Origin of the sequence: Exiguobacterium sp. PHA03, from assembly GCF_041945985.1 — a bacterium.
In the GTDB taxonomy this organism is placed as follows: domain Bacteria; phylum Bacillota; class Bacilli; order Exiguobacteriales; family Exiguobacteriaceae; genus Exiguobacterium_A.
Map to the genome: position 1 here is coordinate 171,015 of NZ_JAUTYQ010000003.1, position 20,028 is coordinate 191,042.

Annotated in this window: 20 protein-coding genes; 8 read left to right on the forward strand and 12 right to left on the reverse strand. The window is 46.6% G+C overall.

Going from position 1 to position 20,028, the window contains the following annotated elements; translation table 11 throughout:
• Positions 1-38 precede the first annotated feature (38 nt).
• Genes Q7C19_RS13395 through Q7C19_RS13405 form a run of 3 tightly spaced genes read left to right on the forward strand, consistent with a single transcriptional unit; the run spans position 39 to position 2,377 of the window.
• A complete protein-coding gene (locus Q7C19_RS13395) occupies positions 39-416 on the forward strand; it encodes a DUF1499 domain-containing protein (RefSeq protein WP_056064860.1) in 378 nt (125 codons plus the stop codon).
• The gene (locus Q7C19_RS13400; RefSeq protein ID WP_035412058.1) at positions 413-1,840 is read left to right on the forward strand and encodes a dihydrolipoyl dehydrogenase family protein; all 1,428 of its coding nucleotides are present in this window, start codon (positions 413-415) and stop codon (positions 1,838-1,840) included. The genes Q7C19_RS13395 and Q7C19_RS13400 overlap by 4 nt, the downstream gene beginning before the upstream one ends.
• Before the next feature lie 3 nt (positions 1,841-1,843).
• Positions 1,844-2,377, forward strand: a complete 534-nt coding sequence (locus Q7C19_RS13405) for a DUF420 domain-containing protein (RefSeq protein WP_056064864.1) — start codon at positions 1,844-1,846, stop codon at positions 2,375-2,377.
• 36 nt (positions 2,378-2,413) lie between these two features.
• On the opposite strand, the gene Q7C19_RS13410 is transcribed toward Q7C19_RS13405, so the two are convergent.
• From Q7C19_RS13410 to Q7C19_RS13420, 3 genes are all read right to left on the reverse strand, one after another.
• Complete coding sequence (locus tag Q7C19_RS13410; RefSeq protein ID WP_035412064.1) at positions 2,414-3,187, reverse strand: flagellar motor protein MotB; 774 nt, start codon at positions 3,185-3,187, stop codon at positions 2,414-2,416.
• Positions 3,162-3,947 (reverse strand): flagellar motor stator protein MotA, encoded by a 786-nt coding sequence (motA, locus tag Q7C19_RS13415; protein WP_375092317.1) that lies wholly within the window; start codon positions 3,945-3,947, stop codon positions 3,162-3,164. Before motA ends, Q7C19_RS13410 begins: the two co-directional genes overlap by 26 nt.
• Positions 3,948-4,045: 98 nt before the next feature.
• A complete protein-coding gene (locus tag Q7C19_RS13420; RefSeq protein WP_023469697.1) occupies positions 4,046-4,285 on the reverse strand; it encodes a hypothetical protein in 240 nt (79 codons plus the stop codon).
• Positions 4,286-4,445: 160 nt separating this feature from the next.
• Here Q7C19_RS13420 and Q7C19_RS13425 point away from each other — a divergent pair, with 160 nt between their 5' ends.
• Complete coding sequence (locus tag Q7C19_RS13425; protein WP_035412070.1) at positions 4,446-5,837, forward strand: TrkH family potassium uptake protein; 1,392 nt, start codon at positions 4,446-4,448, stop codon at positions 5,835-5,837.
• Between the two features lie 52 nt (positions 5,838-5,889).
• On the opposite strand, the gene Q7C19_RS13430 is transcribed toward Q7C19_RS13425, so the two are convergent.
• Complete coding sequence (locus Q7C19_RS13430) at positions 5,890-6,939, reverse strand: SDR family oxidoreductase (RefSeq protein WP_375092318.1); 1,050 nt, start codon at positions 6,937-6,939, stop codon at positions 5,890-5,892.
• 14 nt (positions 6,940-6,953) lie between these two features.
• On the reverse strand, positions 6,954-9,086 hold the full coding sequence (locus Q7C19_RS13435) for a PAS domain-containing sensor histidine kinase (RefSeq protein ID WP_375092319.1): 2,133 nt from the start codon (positions 9,084-9,086) through the stop codon (positions 6,954-6,956).
• A gap of 303 nt (positions 9,087-9,389) precedes the next feature.
• Between Q7C19_RS13435 and Q7C19_RS13440 the strand changes: the two genes are divergently transcribed.
• Both Q7C19_RS13440 and Q7C19_RS13445 read left to right on the forward strand, forming a co-directional pair.
• On the forward strand, positions 9,390-9,776 hold the full coding sequence (locus Q7C19_RS13440) for a restriction endonuclease (RefSeq protein ID WP_230088865.1): 387 nt from the start codon (positions 9,390-9,392) through the stop codon (positions 9,774-9,776).
• A gap of 171 nt (positions 9,777-9,947) precedes the next feature.
• On the forward strand, positions 9,948-10,424 hold the full coding sequence (locus Q7C19_RS13445) for an LURP-one-related family protein (RefSeq protein WP_023469691.1): 477 nt from the start codon (positions 9,948-9,950) through the stop codon (positions 10,422-10,424).
• Between the two features lie 45 nt (positions 10,425-10,469).
• Here the strand turns inward: Q7C19_RS13445 and Q7C19_RS13450 are convergent, their stop codons facing one another.
• Entirely contained in the window at positions 10,470-11,093 is a 624-nt protein-coding gene (locus Q7C19_RS13450) for a DUF1836 domain-containing protein (RefSeq protein ID WP_035412080.1), read from the reverse strand.
• Between the two features lie 111 nt (positions 11,094-11,204).
• On the opposite strand from Q7C19_RS13450, the gene Q7C19_RS13455 reads away from it, so the two are divergent.
• Entirely contained in the window at positions 11,205-11,852 is a 648-nt protein-coding gene (locus Q7C19_RS13455; RefSeq protein ID WP_035412085.1) for a diacylglycerol/polyprenol kinase family protein, read from the forward strand.
• A 3-nt stretch (positions 11,853-11,855) separates the two neighbouring features.
• Here Q7C19_RS13455 and Q7C19_RS13460 read toward each other — a convergent pair whose 3' ends face one another.
• The 3 genes from Q7C19_RS13460 to Q7C19_RS13470 form a co-directional block, all read right to left on the reverse strand.
• Entirely contained in the window at positions 11,856-12,716 is an 861-nt protein-coding gene (locus tag Q7C19_RS13460; protein ID WP_375092320.1) for a tetratricopeptide repeat protein, read from the reverse strand.
• Between the two features lie 172 nt (positions 12,717-12,888).
• Positions 12,889-14,013 carry an alanine dehydrogenase gene (ald, locus tag Q7C19_RS13465; protein WP_375092321.1) on the reverse strand — a complete coding sequence of 375 codons (1,125 nt, stop codon included), beginning with the start codon at positions 14,011-14,013 and terminating at the stop codon, positions 12,889-12,891.
• A gap of 121 nt (positions 14,014-14,134) precedes the next feature.
• Positions 14,135-15,352: a PucR family transcriptional regulator gene (locus tag Q7C19_RS13470; protein WP_313489486.1), complete on the reverse strand. Its 1,218-nt coding sequence runs from the start codon at positions 15,350-15,352 to the stop codon at positions 14,135-14,137.
• A gap of 145 nt (positions 15,353-15,497) precedes the next feature.
• On the opposite strand from Q7C19_RS13470, the gene Q7C19_RS13475 reads away from it, so the two are divergent.
• Positions 15,498-16,874: an alanine/glycine:cation symporter family protein gene (locus Q7C19_RS13475; protein ID WP_056059856.1), complete on the forward strand. Its 1,377-nt coding sequence runs from the start codon at positions 15,498-15,500 to the stop codon at positions 16,872-16,874.
• 57 nt (positions 16,875-16,931) lie between these two features.
• Here Q7C19_RS13475 and Q7C19_RS13480 read toward each other — a convergent pair whose 3' ends face one another.
• The 3 genes from Q7C19_RS13480 to Q7C19_RS13490 form a co-directional block, all read right to left on the reverse strand.
• Positions 16,932-17,789: a sulfite exporter TauE/SafE family protein gene (locus Q7C19_RS13480; protein ID WP_035412101.1), complete on the reverse strand. Its 858-nt coding sequence runs from the start codon at positions 17,787-17,789 to the stop codon at positions 16,932-16,934.
• A 114-nt stretch (positions 17,790-17,903) separates the two neighbouring features.
• The gene (locus Q7C19_RS13485; protein ID WP_035412105.1) at positions 17,904-19,460 is read right to left on the reverse strand and encodes a solute symporter family protein; all 1,557 of its coding nucleotides are present in this window, start codon (positions 19,458-19,460) and stop codon (positions 17,904-17,906) included.
• A complete protein-coding gene (locus Q7C19_RS13490; protein WP_035412108.1) occupies positions 19,457-19,783 on the reverse strand; it encodes a DUF485 domain-containing protein in 327 nt (108 codons plus the stop codon). The genes Q7C19_RS13485 and Q7C19_RS13490 overlap by 4 nt, the downstream gene beginning before the upstream one ends.
• Positions 19,784-20,028 lie beyond the last annotated feature (245 nt).

Consider the following 20,028-nt stretch of genomic DNA (forward strand, 5'->3'; position numbering starts at 1 on the left):
CGAAATGGATCAGATGATAGGAAACGGAGGAATCAGTCATGGCACTTGGTGTTTCAAATGGTACGCTTCAACCGCTCTCCGGAAAACCGAATGCGGTATCTACTCAAACCGATCTACAGGATATGAAAATGCGTCCGCTCCCGTTCAAAGGAACGCTTGCGGATTCGAAGTTCCACCTCTTACGTATTCTACAAAGCCTCGACCGAGTCAAAATCGTTAAGGAGGAAGGAACATACATCCATGCCATCTTTACGAGTAAAGTCTTTCGCTTCAAGGATGACGTCGAATTTTACTTCGATGAAGCCGCACAAGTGATTCATTTCCGTTCGGCATCACGTGTCGGATACTCTGACTGGGGCGTCAACCGTAAACGGATGGAAGACATCACACGTCGGTATGAGGAGGGTTTGCGATGAAGACCTATCAATTAGTTGTCATCGGTGGTGGTGCAGCCGGAATGACGATTGCTGCCGGTGCAGCAAGTCTTGGTGCACATGTTGCCCTGATTGAACGTCATGCACATCTAGGTGGAGATTGTCTCCATTATGGTTGTGTTCCTTCAAAGGCTTTGATTGAAGCCGCACACGACGTGCACGTCATGAAGCGGACGGCTGAAAAATACAACGTGACGCTGAACGGAGACGCGGTCTATTCTAAAACGAAAGCAAGCGTTGATCGTGCGCGTAACATCATTCAATCACATGATGGAACGAAACGATTTGAAGATCTTGGTGTCGATGTCTATATCGGAGAAGCGACATTCCTTAGTGCACATGAAGTCGAAGTAGCGGGACAGCTTGTCGTTGGTGAAAAGTTTGCGATCTCAACAGGATCCCAACCGATCATTCCACCGATTGATGGACTAGATACGATCGATTATTTAACGAACGAGACGATCTTTGAATTAACAGAGCGTCCTGAGCGGCTGCTCGTTATTGGTGGTGGGGCGATCGGTCTTGAGCTGTCGCAAGCTTACGCACACCTCGGAACGGAAGTCACAGTTATCGAGGGCATGAAGACGCTGCTCGGAAAAGAAGATCGTGACATGGTCGAAGTCATTCAACGTCAGCTCGAGCAAGAATTGACGTTGCATCTCGATACGAAGGTCACGCATGTCCGCAAGTCAGCTGGAGGCATCGAAGTGACGGTCGAAGCAAATGGGGAATCACGTGTCATCGAAACGGATGCCGTTCTTGTCGCGGTCGGTCGTAAGCCACGCATCGAGGCGTTACGTCTTGACCGGGCTGGTGTTCATGTCGAAAAAGGATTCGTCCAAGTCGACGGTTCGCTCCGGACAAGTCAGCGGCATATCTTTGCCGTCGGAGATACGATTGATTCCTTACCGTTTACGCACGTCGCAGGACTAGAAGGAAAAACCGTCGTCACAAATGCTTTGTTCGGTTTACGGACGAAACCTGATTATCGAGCGGTCCCGTGGGTAACATTCACAACGCCTGAATTGTTCCATCTCGGTTTGACAGAAGAAGAAGCACGTAAGAAACACGGTGACATCAAAGTCTACCAGACGGGTCTCGATGAAGTGGATCGTTTCGTCATCAATGGTCAGACGGAAGGGCGCGTCAAGCTCATCGCCGATAAACGCGGGAAACTGATCGGGGCACATGCGATCGGAGAACAAGCCGGCGAGTGGATGCAAGAAGTCGTCTATGCAATGGCACGTAAAGATAAGGTCGGTCAACTGTCACGTGTCGTGCATCCGTATCCGATTCGTGGTGCTGCCGTTCAGCGTGCTGCTGATGTCTACTGGCGTGAGCGTTTATTCGCTGGTCCGATCCCAAAATGGTTGAAACGTTATTTCGACTGGAAACAAGGAGAATGATTCATGCAACAACCTGCTACTAAACGGAATTTTGTCCCACTCGTCATCCTGTTGACTCTTGTCATCAACCTACTCGTGGCTCTCTTATTTTTTGCGCCACCTGTACAAGTCGACTCAGGATTCGATTGGACGTTACTTCCTTTTTTGAACGCCATCTTTAATAGCTTTACCTTCATGCTGTTGCTCGGCGCATGGATTTCGATTCGTCGCGGTAACCGCGTGAATCATCGCCGCTTCATTGGTGGTGCGATGACGACGACAACGCTATTCTTGATTTCATACGTCACGTACCATGCAGTCAGTGAATCGACGAAGTTTGGTGGAGAAGGATTTGTTCGTCCGATCTATTTCTTCATCTTGATTACGCACATCATTCTAGCTGCAGTCATCGTTCCGCTCGTCTTGATGTCACTCGCGCATGCTGTGAATCAAAATTTCGAAAAGCATAAAAAATGGACACGCTTTACGATGCCGCTTTGGTTATACGTCAGCTTCACTGGCGTCATCGTCTATATCATGATTCGTCCGTATTATTGAAAAGATCCTTCGTGGGTAACCACGAAGGATCTTTTTTTACGTGCCGGACTTAACTTTCGTTTCGTCGAGTACGTTTGCTTTTAAGTCGATCAATGGTCGAATCAATACCTCGACACGTCGATTCTGACTACGACCGGCTTCTGTTTGATTGGACGCAATCGGTTGGAACTCTCCGTAACCGCTGACAGTAAACCGTTTTGGTTCGAGCTTTGGATTGCGTTGTAAGGCACGCATGAAACTGATCGCCCGGTCTGCACTGAGTTCCCAGTTTGATGGATACTGTGCCGTATTGATTGGGATATTATCCGTATGACCGGAGACTTGAATCTGACGTTGTCCTGCCTTGACGAGTAGTGCACTCATGCCTTCTGCGATTTGAAGCGAGCGTCCTCTTACTTCTGCTTGAGCTGGCGAGAAGAGGGCTCGGTCACGAATCGTGAAGACAAGTCCTTCATTTGTAATTTCCACCTTGATGTCTTTTTCGAGCTGTTCATTTTTGATATATTTGTTTGCTTCGTCTTTAATCTTCTCGAGTTCTGCGATTTCATAGCTTTGTGCCTTCGTTCGCGCGTCGAGTTTTTTCGAATCCTCTTCTTCTTGAGTGGAGAGCGAGCTGTTCGTAATCATCCCTGAACCACCATTGAAGACGGAGCTAAACGACTGGGACATCGCTTTTAGCTTGACGGCATCGACATTACTCGAAGCAAAAAGAACGATGAAGAGTGCTAGAAGTAAGGTCAATAAGTCGGCGTAGGGAATCAACCAGCCTTCGGAGATATGTTCGTCATGCGGCTTCTTTTTCCGCTTCATAGTTCGCACGCTCCTTCGGTGTCAGGTACACGAGTAGCTTATCTTCTAAGTTTTTTGGTGATTCACCGTTTTGGATCGACAGAATGCCTTCGATCATCATCTCGTACAGTTGAATCTCGCTCGCTGATTTTTGCTTCAGTTTCGTTGCGAACGGGAACCAAAGGACATACCCGGTGAAAATCCCGAACAACGTCGCGATGAAGGCACCTGAGATCGCATGACCTAATTTTTCAATATCTGACAGATCGGATAAAGCGGCAACAAGACCGACGACGGCACCGAGAACCCCAAGGGTCGGAGCGTAAGTTCCAGCTTGCGTGAAGATGTTTGCATTGGCATGATGCCGTTCCGTCATGTTTTCGAGGTCGCGCGTCATGACGTCCTCGACATATTCAGACGGCTGCCCATCGATGACCATCATGACACCACGCTTCATGAACGCATTGTCGACTTCTTCTAAAGCTGCTTCTAATGACAGCAGTCCTTCTTTCCGTGCTTGCGTCGAAAGTGTCAGAAAATGTCCGAGTAAGACTTGTTTCGTCATTAATTTTTGTTCGAAAAAGATGACTTTAAACAGTGCCGGTAGTACCTTTAGGCGTTCCTTCGGGAAGGAAATCATGATGGCAGCGGCTGTCCCGACGAAGATGATGACGAGGGCTGCAGGGTTAAGTAGGGCGACTGGAGGCGCACCTTTTAAGATCATTCCTCCGATCAATGTGATAAGACCTAGTATGATCCCGATTATCGACACGATATCCATGATTGATGTGTGCCACCTTTCTGTATGTAATGCGTATAAGAACGAAAAATAAAAGAGCAGAAGACACTTCTTCTGCTCGGAAATCCAAAAACCGAGAATCAAGCGCCGTTTTCATCGATTAGCATTTGAATGCTTTCGTTTCGTTCGTCACGCTCTATATCGGTCAGTACGTCGTATTTTTTTAACACTTGATACAATTCATTTAGAATCGGTTGCTCCAAATGTAGTGACAAGAGTTCCTCAAATTGATAATACAATTGCGCAGGCATCCATTGTGATTGCCGTTCCAGCCTTCGCCAGACATCCTCAATCGAATGATCAGCCGTCTTAGGGTCCACTGTTTCCCTCAACCTCCTTTAATGATTACACGTCCACTTTTATCTAGTTTACCAAAAAAATAAGAAAACGTTTAGTCGATTGCATATTTCGATAGAACTTCTTAATTCGAGGGAGTATGATAAAGACAATTCTGTCTGAAAAAAATCTAGGGGGAGTAAGATGTTCTCGCATAAAAGACGTTCACCACTGGCACGTTTTGGTCGTGTGGGTGAATTGATGTACCATCAGTTGTTCGATAAACCGGCACGCTTCATCGCGACGGGTTTCACATTGACGATTTTGCTAGGTGGTTTTTTGTTATGGTTGCCTATTTCGCAACAGGAGGGGCAAGATATCTCCTTCATCGATTGTTTGTTCGTCGCGACTTCTGCCGGAACCGTTACCGGTCTATCGACGATTAATATCGCGGAAGCCTTTAATCTGTTCGGGCAACTTATCATGATGCTCTTGATTCAGGTCGGAGGGCTCGGCTTCATGACGATTGCGCTCGTCTTGCTGAGCGTGACAGGGCGAAAGATCGGAATTCGTCAGCGCATCATCATCCAAGAAATGTTCAACCTCGATAGCCCAGGGGGAACGATTCGTCTTGTTCGAAATATCATCGTCACGACAGTCCTTGTCGAAATTGTTGGTATGTTCTTGATTGCGCTCGATTTGTTCATTCAATACAAATATAGCTTTGGGAAAGCACTTTACTACGGTTTGTTCCATGCCGTATCTGCCTTTAACAATGCAGGGTTCGCACTTTGGGGCGATAACTTGATTGGTTTCCAACAAGATACGACGTTCATCCTGACGATCGCGGCGCTCTTGATGATTGGTGGATTAGGCTTTACGGTCATTGCTGACATCGCGGGAAAACGAAGCTTCAAAAAAATCTCCCTACACTCGAAATTGATGGTGCTGTCGTTATTCGTCATTAACGGACTGGGTGTCTTAGCGATGATGCTCTATGAATGGGTGTCTCACTTAGGTTCATTACGCGACGAGTCGTTCTTTCATGCACTTCATATCGTATTCTTCCAAGTCGTCACGACACGGACGGCTGGTTTCCAGACAATCGACTTAACGACGATGGTGCCGCTCTCGATCGGCTTGATGATGGTCTTAATGTATATTGGAGCAGGTTCCGCGTCGACAGGCTCCGGGATCAAGGTTACGACGGCGGCGGTCATCTTAAAGAATGTCTGGACGTATCTACGCGGACAGCGTGAGACCGTTCTGATGCGACGGACGGTGCAAGCACAGGCAATCCAAAAAGCGTATGCGATTGCTGTCTTCAGTTTATTGTTCATCGCTTTGATTACGACGCTCCTTGCGTTGAGTCAACCGAATCTATCGTTCATCGGTCTATTCTTTGAGACCGTCTCTGCATTCGGGACGGTCGGTCTATCATTGAATGTGACACCAGAGTTAAATAGCTTTGGGAAGTTCTTGATCATGTTCATGATGCTGCTCGGGCGTGTGGGATCCTTGACGATCTTGTTCACGTTTGCGGCACAACGAGACCGGACGATTCGTTATCCAAAAGAAAATATGTTGATCGGGTAACCGATAAAAAAAGTCCAATCGACTTCCCTTAGGGAAGAGCGATTGGACTTTTTTAGTGTGTCGCGTGTGTTTGGTAATACTGGACGAGCCGAGGCATCGTTTCTGTTAGGTCCGGACAAATGATTCCAGTATCTCGTAAATCACGTAAGACCTGTGTTGTATCGTATTGAACAGGATGGATGAAATAATCGAGTGTCTGACGTTGCATCTGGAGTCGTTTTGCGACGGTGGGTGTCAACGCTGTACTGATGAGCCGAAATGGTACGATACCACGCGGGTAACGTCCATAATAGGCGACATGTAACATCTCGAAAATCGCGCGTGCGCCATGTGGAAATGGATCCGTCAGATGATATGTCTTATTTTTTCCGACGGGTGCATGACTGAGATAAGCAGTCGCTTCAATGACATAATCATATGGCACGAGATTGACGAGCGCGTTTGCTCGACCAGGATACGGAAGAGGAGCAAAGGATTGCAGAAGACGCATCGCGTTCAAAACGAAATAAACACCATCCCATTTCGGTGTTTCACCTGTTTCAGAATGTCCAACGACGATGCCGGGGCGGATGATTGTATAGGGAATCGTTCCGAGTTCTTTGCGTAAGCGCACTTCAGCAAGGTATTTTGTTTCTTCGTAAGCATTTTTAAAGCGACTTGCCTGTAATTCCTCTTCGAGAATCGTTCCGGAGCGCAGACCGGAGACATACGCTGTACTGAAGTAGATGTAGCGTTCTAAAGCACGGCACGTGTGGGCAAACTGTGTCACGTTCGCGGTACCGATGACATTGATCCGAAAGGCAGGTTCATATGCCGTAGCTAAATCGTACAGTGCGGCGAGATGAAAGATATGTGTGACCTCTTGTTGCAGGATCATCCGTGTATCATACGACAAAGCAAGTTGTTCAAGCGTGATATCGCCTTCGTGCAACACGAGTTGCTCAGGTCGTAAGGATGTGCGTTCTAAAAGATCATCGCGTCGCTTAACAGCTGCGTTTCGTTCTGACGATAAATGAAGCACATGAAAACAAGCGATTTGATCTGGAATACGTGCGAGTTGTTCAATTAGTTTGGTCGCTAAAAAGCCGGGAAAACCCGTCATGAAATAGGTCCGCATCAATTCCATTCCTTTCTTGGATCGCGTTCGAGAACGACGGTGAACGTCGAACCATCATTGATTTCTGATTCAACTGAAATCGCTCCTCCGTGTGATTCGATGATTTCCTTACAGATGGCAAGACCGAGTCCGGTACCACCAATTTTCCGGATGTCCGAGTTATCGACCCGGTAAAATTTCGTAAAGAGTTTGTCGAATGCATTTTGTGGAATACCGAGTCCGTAATCGGTCACGGAGAACGTCGCTTTCTCTTCGTTTGCCGAGAGACGGACTTGGATGTGATCCGCCTGTGGAGAGTATTTAATAGCATTCGAAAGCAAGTTCAACATGACTTGCTTGATTTTGTGCTCATCCGCAAAAACGAGTACAGGATCTTCCGGCAGTTCCAATTCAATCCGGTGTTCGACGGTTTCCCGATAGGCATCGACGGTCGATGTGAGGAGATCGCGTAATGAGAACGAGGTAAAGATATACTCCTGTTTTCCACCCTCTAGACGCTGAATATCTAAAAACTCATTTAATAGTGTCGTCAGCCGTTTGGTCTCTTCATGAACGATTTCGACATAACGTTTGATTTTATCAGCTGGTTGCTCTCGGTAGCGAAGCAATTCCATATACCCAAGGATCGATGAGAGTGGCGTCCGTAACTCATGCGATACGGTACTGACAAGTTCATCCTTGACTTGATCCATCTTTGCTTCCTCAGTTCGGTCACGGAAAACGAATAAGAAACCATGACGAGAAATACGACTCTTTTCCTTCTTGATCGCCGTCGCATAAAATTCAAAATAAAGTGGACTTGATTCGTTCGGTCGCTGCAACGTAAAACGAAACGATAGTTCAGAATGTTTTCCGGCGAGTAGCTCTTCGACTTGTCGTAACATATCGAATCGGGTATTCAAATCAAGATTCGGGATCAAGCTGATCCGTTCTTGGATCTTACTTGGCGCAATCCCTGGTACATCAAGTAACTTGCGTGCTTTGACGTTCATGAAGATGAAACTTCCATCCTCTTCCGTCAGCAGGAATCCTTCATTAGAGGCTTGAAGAATCGATTGTGTGATGTCACGTTGACGCATGATGGCATTTTTTTCGCGTTCAAGCATTTTCTCAATCTTTTTTCGTTCTGTAATATCACGAACGACTGCGACACGCATCCGGATGTTATTGTAGATGATTTCACGCGGAAAAACTTCGATTTCGACAGAGGTTCCGTCGGCACGTTGACCGAGGACTTCGTACGGTTCTTCTCGATGCTCCTCGATGCGTTGCAAGACACGCGCGTGATGATCCGGATGAATCAATTCAAGCGTCGTCTTGCCTTTCATTTTCTCGAGTTTCGTCCGAAAAATGACTTCTGCTGCGCGATTGGCATCGATGATGATTCCGTGATCATGAAAGATGACGGCTTCAACGACGGATTCCGAGAAGAGTCGGAAGCGGCGTTCGCTTTTCGTTAGATGCCATTCAATTTGTTTTTGCGGTGTGATGTCCTGAATGAGTAGGAAGTACGTATCGTTTGGCAACCGCGTCATATAAAGACGCCCATGGAACGTTGAGCCATCCAAACGATGATAGGTCCATTCATTTTCGGCTTCCCGTCCATGCAGTAAAAAAAGTTGTGCGTCCGATAAGTCTTTTAAGTTCAATTGTTCGAGATGTTGACGGCGGGTAGCGATTTCCTTTGCATCATGTAGAATCGTCGCTTGGAGACCCATGATGTCTTCGACATGCTCGAAACGGAATAAGGTGCTTGCCACCTCGTTACAGGTTTGAATCCGAAACTCCGAGTCGGTAATGAATAGAGCAATATCTAGCGTTGAATTGAATAAGTCCTCGATTTTCAGGGGAGCGACATGGACAAGAAAATAGTCCGTCGCTTCAATCGCTGTGACTGTTAATTGATGTGTCGTTGAAATGACGGCTTCCTTCTGTAATGGAAAGAAATCATCCGTGATGGGAAACAGCTCCTGAACGGTTTCGATATTCGGAGCGTTCATGAACTGGTGTTGAAAAGCATCATTATGAAATTGAATCTTTCCATTCGCATCGACTAGAAGAACGGGGTCTTTCATAGCACGTATCGTCGCGTGAATGATTCGTAGCGATGAAGGGGATGAATGTTCTGCCATGAGCTACCTCCTGACTGGTCTTCGACCATGGATTTTAAGACAGTCTTTCCTCGTTAGTTTACTTCTGCAAGACGAGTCGTATTTCCTGTTGAAGGAAGCAACCGACGAAGAATTTTAGTATAGTGAAAAAAAGGTCACGACGAAGTAGAGGGGAAAAGTACGATGAAACGATTGAAACGAAAACGATTGTTACTAGCAACTTTGTTTGCAATGATAGGAATTTTCGGAACTTATTTTTTTTCGAGTTCTTGGGAACCTTTAATCTTAATCATCAGTATAGTAGGGTGTATCCTTTTTCTTCTTTTGTCCATTTTAACGCCGTCGCTTGAAAAACGACTCGATCGAATGGAAGGACGAGAATTTGAAGAATGGCTTGCCGATTTATTTGAAACAGCAGGATATCGGGTCGAGTTGACACCTGCTTCACGCGACTTCGGAGCAGATTTGTTGATAGAGGATGAACGAGGGTATAAGATTGCCATCCAGGCAAAGCGATATAGTGCAGCTGTAGGGCTCGAAGCGGTTCAACAGGTCGCTGCCTCGGTTCCATTCTACGGGATGGACGAGGGGTGGGTCGTTACGAATTCGACCTTTACGGAAGCTGCGTATCAGCTAGCGGAACCAAATCAGGTTCGCCTCATTGATCGGGAAGAATTGCTCGCATTTGCAAAGGAGATGAACCTGCATTGAACATGTCGAATGATTGTCGACAAAAGGGGGTTGTCAATTTGGAGAAACGGTGCAATAATCATTTTCGTTAACGAAATATCATACAGATAAAGAAAGTTAAACTATACAGGATGTCTAAATAAACTGGGGACGAAAAACCAGCACGTTTTAGCAGTGAGAGGAGAATTTCTGTTGCGCAAAGTTGTCTATGTGCAGGGTTGCGTTTTTTCGCAAGGTCATGCCGCGATTTATGATGAAGCGCACCAAATGATTGGTGCGGTTCAACACGACGAGAATGGTCGTGTTCAAGTAATGAATGGTGAAGGTAGAGGGGTAGCGTTTGGTAAGTTCATTCCGACGTGTAAGAAGTGGGTCGTGATGAACCATGATGGACAAGAGGTAGGTCAAATGCGTGAGAAGTTTTCGCTCTTCTCGAAGAAATGTGAGTACAACGTATATGAGCGTGGTACGTTCACGATTTCCTTCGACCTGACAAAAGGAAAATTCTCCGTACGGAGTGCAGCCGGAGAAGTCGTTGCGGAATTATTGCAGGACGGTGATGAATACCGTCTTGTCAAGGATGCTGACAAGCTCTCGATGTACGAACTACTCTCTGTCCTGAAAAGTCTGACGAACAACGTCCACTATAAATCACTGACAGCTGTTTAAATAAAAAAAGATGCCTTCCATGACATGGATGGCATCTTTTTTTCATCATGTCGTTTGCAGGACATGATGGAGGCGTTGTTTGGCTTCGTGTGTCAAATGCGACACACGACGGGCGTAGAGGCAGAGTTGTAAGACATGAACAGTTTCAGGGCGGTAGGCGTTAATCCGCTCGAGCGAGCGTTTGAGACGCTTCTCCGTTAATTCGATCGGTCCACTTGTCTCCGCGTGCTGCGTATAGACGAGATAAAAATTAAGAGGGCTGATTAAATCATCCTCATCGATATTTGGGTTCTGGAAGACGATCGTCAGCAGTTCCCGTGTTTCTTCTAACGAGAAGAGGTGTTTTAAATCATCCAACAGGTAGATGATGGCGGCTTGATTGATCGAGTATTTTTTCCCACGATGCGGTACGCCGATGATGTCCCGAACTTCACGTTTCGTCCAGTTCTGGATCGTCGTCGCTGACATGTGTTCTCCGATTAGAGCATTTGCCAAATGAACGATTTCATTGATCGATAAACCATTTTTTAATGGATCGAATTGTTTCAGGCGATTGATGACCTTTGGCAATTCCGTTCCTTCTATTGCGACGAGGGGTTCGATTCCTTTCCCCTCGTTCAGGCGTTGCAGACAACTTGATAATGTTTGGACTGCTTGAGCATCATACATTTCCAAAACTTCCTCTCTAGGACGTCATTTGACCTTATGTTATCAAATGAAGGTTCAATAGGGCAAATGGCAACTAAAACAACGTACAATAATAGGAAAGGGGGAATCACGATGGAATGGTTTGCTGCCATTGGCACGATTGGAATCGTTGGCTTCATTCTCGTCATTCTTGAATTCGTTGGACGCCGTTTCGGTTTTTCTCCCGAGACGGTTCGGAAATGGATTCATGTCGCTGTCGGTCACTGGGTATTTCTTGCGCTGCTATGGCTTGATCACTGGTACATCGCGATCGTACCATTACTTTTCTTTGCTCTCGTCAATCTGTTGACATTACGAAAAGGAATTGGACAGATGCATGGCGTCGACCGTCCTTCTTATGGAACGGTCTATTATCCGCTCGCATTGGCAGGACTCGTCCTATTCTTCTTCGAACGACAACCGATGGCACTTGTTGCGGGAAGCATGGTGCTCGCTTGGGGAGATGGTCTCGCGGCACTCGTCGGAAAACGCTTCGGGAAGACGTTTTACGTCCGCGGTGAGACGAAACGTTCCTTTGAAGGAAGTATCGCTTTGTTTTTAGCGTCATTCCTTGTTTTGACTGTAACGTTCTTATTTTATGGACAACCGATTTGGCTCGCTGTCAGTTACGGCTTCTTGCTTGCAAACATCGCAGCCTTAATCGAAGCAATCTCATATCGCGATCTCGACAACTTAATCTTGCCATGGACGATCGCGGCACTCGTTGCGTTTGCTTTTTGACTTTCAGTCGCGTAACAACAATTGTTTGAAATAGAGAAAACGTAGTCGAATATAGTCTGGGTACGCACGCCATCCTGCATGACGGATGGTCATATCTCGACACATATCACGGAAAACATAGCGATAGATTTTTTCTTCGGAATCGTCATAAACAGCTGCGTACAAGCCGTGCTCGAGCATATTGGAAATGCGTTCGTCGAGTTTAGCGTAGAGTGTATCGTCGCTGTCTTCGCTCAATGTAGCATGTAGCATCTCGTATTGAATACCTTGATTAGCAGAAGCAGTCGCATGAAAGACAGCCGTTTTATCGAGATGAGATACCCCGATGATTAACGCATAGAGTGTTTCCAACATATCGATCGAATGACCGTCTAGTTGTTGGATGGAATCAATAGCCATCAGCGTATCGATTCCAGATGCGCCAACTTTCTTTAAATATGTAAACGCATGGACGGCTGATTCTCCATAAAATTGTCGATGATTGTAATGGACGGCAAGAGAACGATGTCCTGCCGGTTCTTCCGGGAAACGTGTGATGGCTGAAAGGAAAAACTGTTCTGCTTCGTGCATATATCCTTCCTCTTCACTGATGATACCGAGAAGAATGTATCCTTGCACATGCTCGCCGATTTGCTGGTGCGTATCTTCAATAAGTCGACGCGCTTGAGTGAGTTCGTTCTTAAAATAAAGGGAATGGGCTGTAGCAATGTTGAGCAATGGATGGGATGGAACAAGAACACGTAAGCGCTCGGTTGCGGCAATACATACGTTCTCTTCTGTATCAGATGTCAGTGCTTCGAGTAACGCAACTTCAGCGACATGGCTCTGAAGTTCATGAGAATGAGCGGTTACGGTTTGTGTCATGTAATGAAATCACCTCTATTAGTTCAAAATCATATATTTTCATTTTCATCATATGACAAGCCGAGTGGTGCCTCAAGAAATAATAAAGAGATTCGTCCGCAATTTCTTCGTTTCATAAAAAATAGCCGATCATTCCTAGAAAAGGAAGCATCGGCTATTTTTACTTTCGAAATTATGCGTGTAAGTGAAGTACATCTTCAACGGATTTGTACGTGTATCCGAGATCGCGTGCGACCGCTTCATACGTGACGAAGCCTTGCGCGACATTCAATCCTTTTTCGAGAGCATTGTTTTCAGCAAGCGCACGATGTGTGCCTTTATTCGCGAGTTCAAGGACATACGGAAGCGTTGCGTTCGTCAATGCCAGGGTAGACGTACGTGGAACGGCACCCGGCATGTTCGCGACCGCGTAATGAACGACACCGAATTTTTCGTACGTTGGATCATCATGCGTCGAGATGTGGTCAACCGTCTCAAAGATTCCACCTTGGTCGATGGCAACGTCAACGATGACAGCACCTGGCTTCATCCGTTTGACCATGTCGGCAGTGACGAGCTTCGGTGCTTTTGCACCTGGAATCAAGACAGCACCGATGACGAGATCACTTTCAGCGACCGCTTCAGCAATCGTGTACGGGTTTGAGATCAATGTATTGATCGAGTTACCAAAGATATCATCTAACTGGCGAAGGCGTTCTGGACTAACATCAATGATCGTAACATCTGCACCAAGACCGACAGCGAGTTTCGCAGCATTTGTTCCGACGACACCGCCACCGATGACTGTTACTTTTCCACGACGAACCCCAGGGACACCTGCAAGCAGGATGCCCATACCACCGTGTGGTTTTTCCAAGAACTGTGCACCGATTTGTGATGCCATACGACCGGCGATTTCACTCATTGGTGTTAACAATGGAAGTGTGCGGTTCTTCTCGACTGTCTCATAAGCGATTGCTGTGATGTTCGAATCAACGAGTGCACGTGTCAGTTCTGGCTCAGCAGCTAGATGGAGATACGTGAATAATGTCAGGTCCGGACGGAAATATTGGTACTCTGAAGCGATTGGCTCTTTGACTTTTAAAGCCAGTTCGGCTGTTGCCCAGACTTCAGCAGCAGTCGCGATGATTTCAGCACCAGCTTTGACGTACTCCTCGTTCGTGAAGCCACTCCCCATGCCTGCCATCGATTCAATGATGACACGATGTCCTTGTGCATGTAACGCTGCTACCCCGGCAGGTGTTAATGCAACACGGTTTTCGTTGTTTTTGATTTCCTTTAATACTCCAATGATCATGTGAACGCGATCCCCTTTCGCAAATAAACAAATCAATTTCTCTTCTTCTTCAGTATACGAAAAATGAAAGCGCTATACTTTATCGGTGTTTTCAAAAATAACCGATATCCTTTGTGTAAAATCACAAAGGATATCGGTCTGCTTTTAGGTATAAATAAAGTAAGGAACGTTCGGGTAGTGATTCCATCCGGATACCAGCTTCCTCCTCGATCCGTCGCATCCGATATAGGATCGTATTCGGATGAACATGGAGATGGGAAGCGACTTGCTTGACGTTCCCATCATAATGAAGAAACCATTCTAGCGTCTCACATAAAGAGGAGGCATGTTTCACATCGTAAGCACGCAATCGCTCGATTTCTTCGAGACGAACCGTTCGTCGTCGCAAACGTTCTGAAAAAATTGGCAAGAGCTGAAACAAGCCGAGACGTTCGTAACGCGTCACGTTCTTCAGTTCGAATGGAAAGGCATCTTTCAAACGTAAGACGATACCCGCCTCTTCGTAACGCTCCGGAAGCGCATGGACGCCCGTGAAGACTTCACTACTTGCCGCAACGAAATCCGTATAATCAAACCGCTCCGCAAGCAATTGACGGAAGGACTGAATGAAGGCGTCAAACTGTAGACGCTCTTGTTCTGCGTCGCGGTCGTTTGTGCTGATCCACAAGATAAAATCTGTTTCATCATATGCGTAAAGTAATGGACGAACCGTCTGTTGGATCGTCAATAAATAGCGTAGACGATCCGCAAGTCGTGGTGTGATTGCTTCTGAAAAACGGATGACCGTCAAACGACTAATGCCAGGGGGTGCGACATGGAGCTTAGAAAACATCTTCAGGATCTCCGACTCGGATAGTTCTTCATGTAATAACTCAAAGAAGAATTGTTCCGTCTGCTCTTCCTTCCGTTTTTTCTGCATGTCGATCGCTAGTAATTGACGTTGAGCAAGCAGAGCTCCTTTCTTTAAATCTGCTAGTTCTGATGGAGTGAACGGGGTACTGCGAGCAATCGACCAAATGTAGCCGAGAATTTCTGAATCTTGTTTGATGGCAATGGCGACGCGGTCATTCAGTCCAACATCCGTGCGCGCAGAAATGATGAGCGGATCGTCTTGAGTAGCGAGACTCTGGATGACTTCGTCTTTCCAGAGTTGGTCGATGACCGATTCCGGTACCCGGCGACCGATGATCGTTGCGACACGAGCAGGGTCCGTGTCAGCAGTATGCGTACTATAGGCAAGGAGACGGTGATTACGATCTTCAATCGTAATCGGCGCATTTAAGGCGATACCGATCGCTTCCGCTAAATCGTCTAACGAATGGTATGAAGCTTCTAACATGGAGGAATCCCTTCTTTCTCTCTCGTTCAGTATCTTTAGTATAGCTTCTGTTGTGTAAAATCACAAAAATTATTCTTTCGTATTGTATAAAAACACAACTCCATGCTACGGTAAGCCTCGGAAAAAAGAGAGAGGATGAAATGGCATGGATGTGTTACGTCTGATATCTGCTTGGGTCTGGGGAATTCCAAGCATGGTGTTGTTAGTAGGAACGGGAGTGTACTTTACGATTCGTTTACGTGGTCTTCAGTTTCGTCGCTTGAAACAAGCGTTTCAATTGTCTGTTCAAAAATCAGGACAGGGTGAAGGGGAAATTAGTAGCTTTCAGATGTTAATGACGTCTCTTGCAGCGACGATCGGGAACGGAAACATCGCGGGAATCGCGGTCGCCTTGACGATGGGCGGACCGGGTGCAGTCTTTTGGATGTGGATCGTCGGTTTGATCGGAATGGCGACGAAATATGCGGAAAGTCTTCTTGCGATTCTTTTTAGAAGTCGAAATGAACGCGGCGAAGCTGTCAGTGGACCGATGTATTATATCGAAAAAGGACTAGGTGCAAAATTTAAATTCCTCGCCATCTTGTTTGCGGCATTTGGTTTGATTGCATCATTTGGTGTCGGGAACACCGTGCAAGCGAATGCGATGGCAACGGTGCTTGAGCAATCGTTTCATGTACCGCTTCTACTCTTCGGCATTCTGCTCGCGCTGGCGGTCTATGTATCGATTCGTGGTGGACTTGAACGCGTCAGTGCGATCTCGACGATCTTTGTTCCGATCATGAGCTTACTTTATATCGGTGCCGCTTGTGTCCTTTTAATATTGAAGGCGGATCAGATTCTACCAGCCTTTGGTTTAATCTTTGAGTACGCCCTCCAGCCGCTTGCGCCTGCAGGAGCCTTCACCGGTGTATCGATCATGATGGCGATGCAAGTCGGTGTAGCACGTGGTATTTTCACGAACGAAGCAGGACTTGGGACAGCAGCATTGATTGCCGGATCTGCGAAAAGTGAGCGTCCGGTCGAACAAGGATTGATTTCGATGACGAGTACCTTCATCGTGACCTTGATCGTTTGTACGATGACGGCACTCGTCCTTCTGACGACAGGCTTTTGGGATCCGTCAGGCGGACTACATTCAGGTATGACGCATGATGCGAATCTTTCCGGGGCAGCACTGACAGCAACCGCCTTTGCGAGCGTCCTTGGATCATTTGGAGAATGGACTGTCGCATTCTCCGTCTTCTTCTTCGGTTATTCGACGATCATCGGTTGGTATGTCTATGGAGAGAAGTGCTTGGAGTACTTGAGCGGTACGACACGTTTCAACGAAGGATACCGTGTATTCTTTGCACTCGCAGCCTGTTATGGTGCCGTCGCGCAATTAGAACCGTTGTGGCTCGTCGCAGATATCGCAAATGGATTGATGATGATTCCGAACTTGATCGGGATGCTGTTCTTGTCGCACTTGGTCATTGAACAAACGAGGAATTACGAACGGACGGGTCATAAACGAGTCGCTTAAACGAACAAAAGCCGTGATGCCTTTAAACAGGCACCACGGCTTTTATGATGAGACGATTCATCCATTCGTCCGACGACGACTGTAGATAAGGAGTGTCAGTAAGAAAATCAAACTCAGCGCAACGAGGACAGAGAGTGAAGCGACGTTCCAGCCGATGACCTCAAGTAAAACACTGATCGCAACCGTCAAATAGAAGATACCGAGGTACTTTTTGACGAATGGGCTTTCGAAGTGCGTCAATTGCTTCGCGCCAATCGGTGCTCCGAGCAAGGCACCGACGATCAGCATGATTCCGACCAGGATATCGATGTTCGTACTTGCGACCGTGTAATTGACAAGTCCCGATAGGACAATCAGTAACGCGGAAGCAATACTCGTTCCGACCGCACGTTTCAACTCATAGCCAACGATCCCGACGAGTAACGGGGTGATGATGAAGCCACCGCTGACACCAAGTAATGAAGAAATGAATCCGGCGAACAAACCAGTGAAGGCAAGAGCGAGATATCGATTTTTCCACCCCGTCTGTTCACCCGTCGTTGATTTCGGACGTAAGAATTTATTCGCGAAGTAGAGTAAGAGACCGATATAAACGATTGAGATGACGAGATGAGCACCATTGACTGCCTCTAGACGAAGAACGAGTGGTGTCGCGATCGTCGAACCGATGATTCCGACGCCACCGACGACGAGACTATCGCGCCAGACGACATTTTTAAGACGTAAGTGAGAGATCGTTCCTGAAACGGTAGATCCAAGTGTCAGCATAAGACTCGTCGCGATCGCGACACTTGGAGCATATCCTAAAATGAGTAACAGGGGCGTCAAGATGATACCGCCACCGATTCCGAAAAATCCGGAAATGATTCCAATGAAAAATCCGAGGATTAAGAAATAATAAAAAGCGAGATCCATGTACAGTCTTCCTTTCCTTTTCTTCTCTATTATTCACTTAGTATGGCAATGAATGAGAAGAATGTAAAAGGGGACGGCTCCTTCAAGGGGGTTGAAGGAGCCGTTAAGGGGAACTTATTCTTTTGACGCGGCGACTTCCGTTGCTGCATCGATACCGGTATTGGCCTTGACTAAGATACGTTCGAAGTTACCGGCAACCTCGTTCGATTTTGTCAACAATGTCCCGACGATAGCTCCGAGGAAACCAAGCGGGATGGAGACGATTCCTGGATTCGTCAGCGGGAAGAGGGCTTCCCCGACGAACAAGGCTGAACCGTCGACTGCCCAAAGGTTTGGACTGAGTGCGACGAGAATCAGTGAAGAGAATAACCCGACGACCATACCTGTGACAGCTCCGCCAGTATTGAAACGGCGCCAGAAGATCGTCAAGAGAATGACTGGCAAGTTGGCACTTGCCGCGACAGCGAAGGCAAGCGATACGAGGAACGCAACGTTCATCGATTGTGCGAACAATGCCAGTACCATCGAAATCAAGGCGACAGCGATGGAAGCAAGTCGTGCTGCCGTCATCTGTTCTTTTTCCGTTGCTTGCCCTTTGCGTAGAATATGACTATAAAAATCATGAGCAAAGGCAGACGCAGCGGATAAGACGAGTCCTGCAACAACAGCGAGGATTGTCGCAAAAGCGACCGCAGCGACGAAGGCAAAGAGTAAATCGCCACCAAGTGCTTTAGCGAGAAGTGGCGCAGCCATGTTACCAGCAGCATTAGCAGCGATGATATCTTCAGAACCAACGAAAGCAGCAGCACCAAAGCCGAGGAAAATCGTCAAGATATAAAAGACACCAATGATCCATGTCGCGTACACGACGGATTTACGAGCTGTCGGAGCATCCTTAACAGTAAAGAAACGAATTAAGATATGTGGTAATCCAGCTGTTCCAAGAACGAGCGCGAGATTGAGCGAAATCGTATCGAGTGGTAACTTAAATTTGTTTCCAGGATTCAAGAATGAATCCCCGAGCGGCGTGGCTTGTTTCACTTCTGAAAACATCTTGAAGATCGAGAAATCGAACTTCGCGAAGACCATGAACGAGATGACGGCTGTTCCTGCCATCAAGAGAATCGCTTTGATGATTTGAACCCACGAAGTCGCAGTCATACCACCGAAGACGACGTAGACCGTCATTAAGATACCGACGATGATGACACTCGTCGTATAAGGAATTCCTAACAACAATTCAATCAAGGCACCTGCACCGACGAGTTGCGCGATCATGTAAAAAATCGAGATCGCGATCGAGTTCATGGCAGCGACTCCACGAACTTTTGAGGCGTTAAAACGAGCGGCAATCATATCAGCCATCGTGTATTTTCCGAGGTTCCGAAGTGGTTCGGCAACGAGGTACAAGACAACAAGATAAGCAACGAGGAAGCCGATCGAGTAAAAGAATCCGTCGAATCCGGCTAAAGCGATCATCCCGGCAATTCCGAGGAACGAGGCGGCTGACATGTAGTCGCCGGCAATCGCCATCCCGTTTTGTGCACCAGTGAGTCCGCCGTCCGCTGTATAAAAGTCGTTAGCTGTTTTTGTTTTACGGGCAGCAAAGTATGTAATGACGAGCGTCAAACCGACGATCGCTGCGAATAGGGCAACGGCAGTATAATTCATTTCGACTCCTCCTTGATCTGTTCGACGAGTCGATCAAAGGCACGTGCTTTTTTGCTATACATCATGCAGAACGTCCACGTCATGATGAACTGGGCAAATGCGAATACCCAAGCTCCTGTAATATCACCCAATACTGGCTCATTCAAAATCGTGAAGTAACTTGTCAAAATCGGAAGCGCAAAATAAAAAATAAGGCAAAAACTAATAGCTGGAAGAATGAAGCCGTTCTTTTGGCGCATCAATTGTTGAAAGGTAGCACTCTCGACGATTGCTGGAGCAGATTGAGTCGCTTCATTTTTTTGAACTTCGGACACTTGATGCATGAGGACGCCTCCTTTAAGGAATGAATGTAAATTCATTATAAGGATGTCGTTTCTGGAAAAGCTATCCTAATTTTTAAGAAGAAAAGATCATTATTATATTAATATTGGTCATACCAATTTAATGTAAGCGTTTTCAATATTGAACATTGTTTGAACGTTATTTTTATATATTAATTACTTTATAAAATGATTCAAAAGACCTAGTCCCTAGAAAAATGAGAACAGCTTAAAAAGCCTGTCTATGG

Excerpts from the sequence above, each read along its gene's own strand:
- Q7C19_RS13405 (WP_056064864.1), top strand. The coding sequence starts at position 1,844 with ATGCAACAACCTGCTACTAAACGGAATTTTGTCCCACTCGTCATCCTG.
- motA (WP_375092317.1), bottom strand. The coding sequence starts at position 3,947 with ATGGATATCGTGTCGATAATCGGGATCATACTAGGTCTTATCACATTG.
- Q7C19_RS13490 (WP_035412108.1), bottom strand. The coding sequence starts at position 19,783 with ATGCATCAAGTGTCCGAAGTTCAAAAAAATGAAGCGACTCAATCTGCT.
- Q7C19_RS13450 (WP_035412080.1), bottom strand. The coding sequence starts at position 11,093 with ATGTATGATGCTCAAGCAGTCCAAACATTATCAAGTTGTCTGCAACGC.
- Q7C19_RS13410 (WP_035412064.1), bottom strand. The coding sequence starts at position 3,187 with ATGAAGCGGAAAAAGAAGCCGCATGACGAACATATCTCCGAAGGCTGG.
- Q7C19_RS13475 (WP_056059856.1), top strand. The coding sequence starts at position 15,498 with ATGGATGTGTTACGTCTGATATCTGCTTGGGTCTGGGGAATTCCAAGC.
- Q7C19_RS13460 (WP_375092320.1), bottom strand. The coding sequence starts at position 12,716 with ATGACACAAACCGTAACCGCTCATTCTCATGAACTTCAGAGCCATGTC.
- Q7C19_RS13430 (WP_375092318.1), bottom strand. The coding sequence starts at position 6,939 with ATGACGGGTTTTCCCGGCTTTTTAGCGACCAAACTAATTGAACAACTC.
- ald (WP_375092321.1), bottom strand. The coding sequence starts at position 14,013 with ATGATCATTGGAGTATTAAAGGAAATCAAAAACAACGAAAACCGTGTT.
- Q7C19_RS13400 (WP_035412058.1), top strand. The coding sequence starts at position 413 with ATGAAGACCTATCAATTAGTTGTCATCGGTGGTGGTGCAGCCGGAATG.
- Q7C19_RS13395 (WP_056064860.1), top strand. The coding sequence starts at position 39 with ATGGCACTTGGTGTTTCAAATGGTACGCTTCAACCGCTCTCCGGAAAA.
- Q7C19_RS13435 (WP_375092319.1), bottom strand. The coding sequence starts at position 9,086 with ATGGCAGAACATTCATCCCCTTCATCGCTACGAATCATTCACGCGACG.
- Q7C19_RS13470 (WP_313489486.1), bottom strand. The coding sequence starts at position 15,352 with ATGTTAGAAGCTTCATACCATTCGTTAGACGATTTAGCGGAAGCGATC.
- Q7C19_RS13480 (WP_035412101.1), bottom strand. The coding sequence starts at position 17,789 with ATGGATCTCGCTTTTTATTATTTCTTAATCCTCGGATTTTTCATTGGA.
- Q7C19_RS13455 (WP_035412085.1), top strand. The coding sequence starts at position 11,205 with ATGGAATGGTTTGCTGCCATTGGCACGATTGGAATCGTTGGCTTCATT.
- Q7C19_RS13485 (WP_035412105.1), bottom strand. The coding sequence starts at position 19,460 with ATGAATTATACTGCCGTTGCCCTATTCGCAGCGATCGTCGGTTTGACG.
- Q7C19_RS13425 (WP_035412070.1), top strand. The coding sequence starts at position 4,446 with ATGTTCTCGCATAAAAGACGTTCACCACTGGCACGTTTTGGTCGTGTG.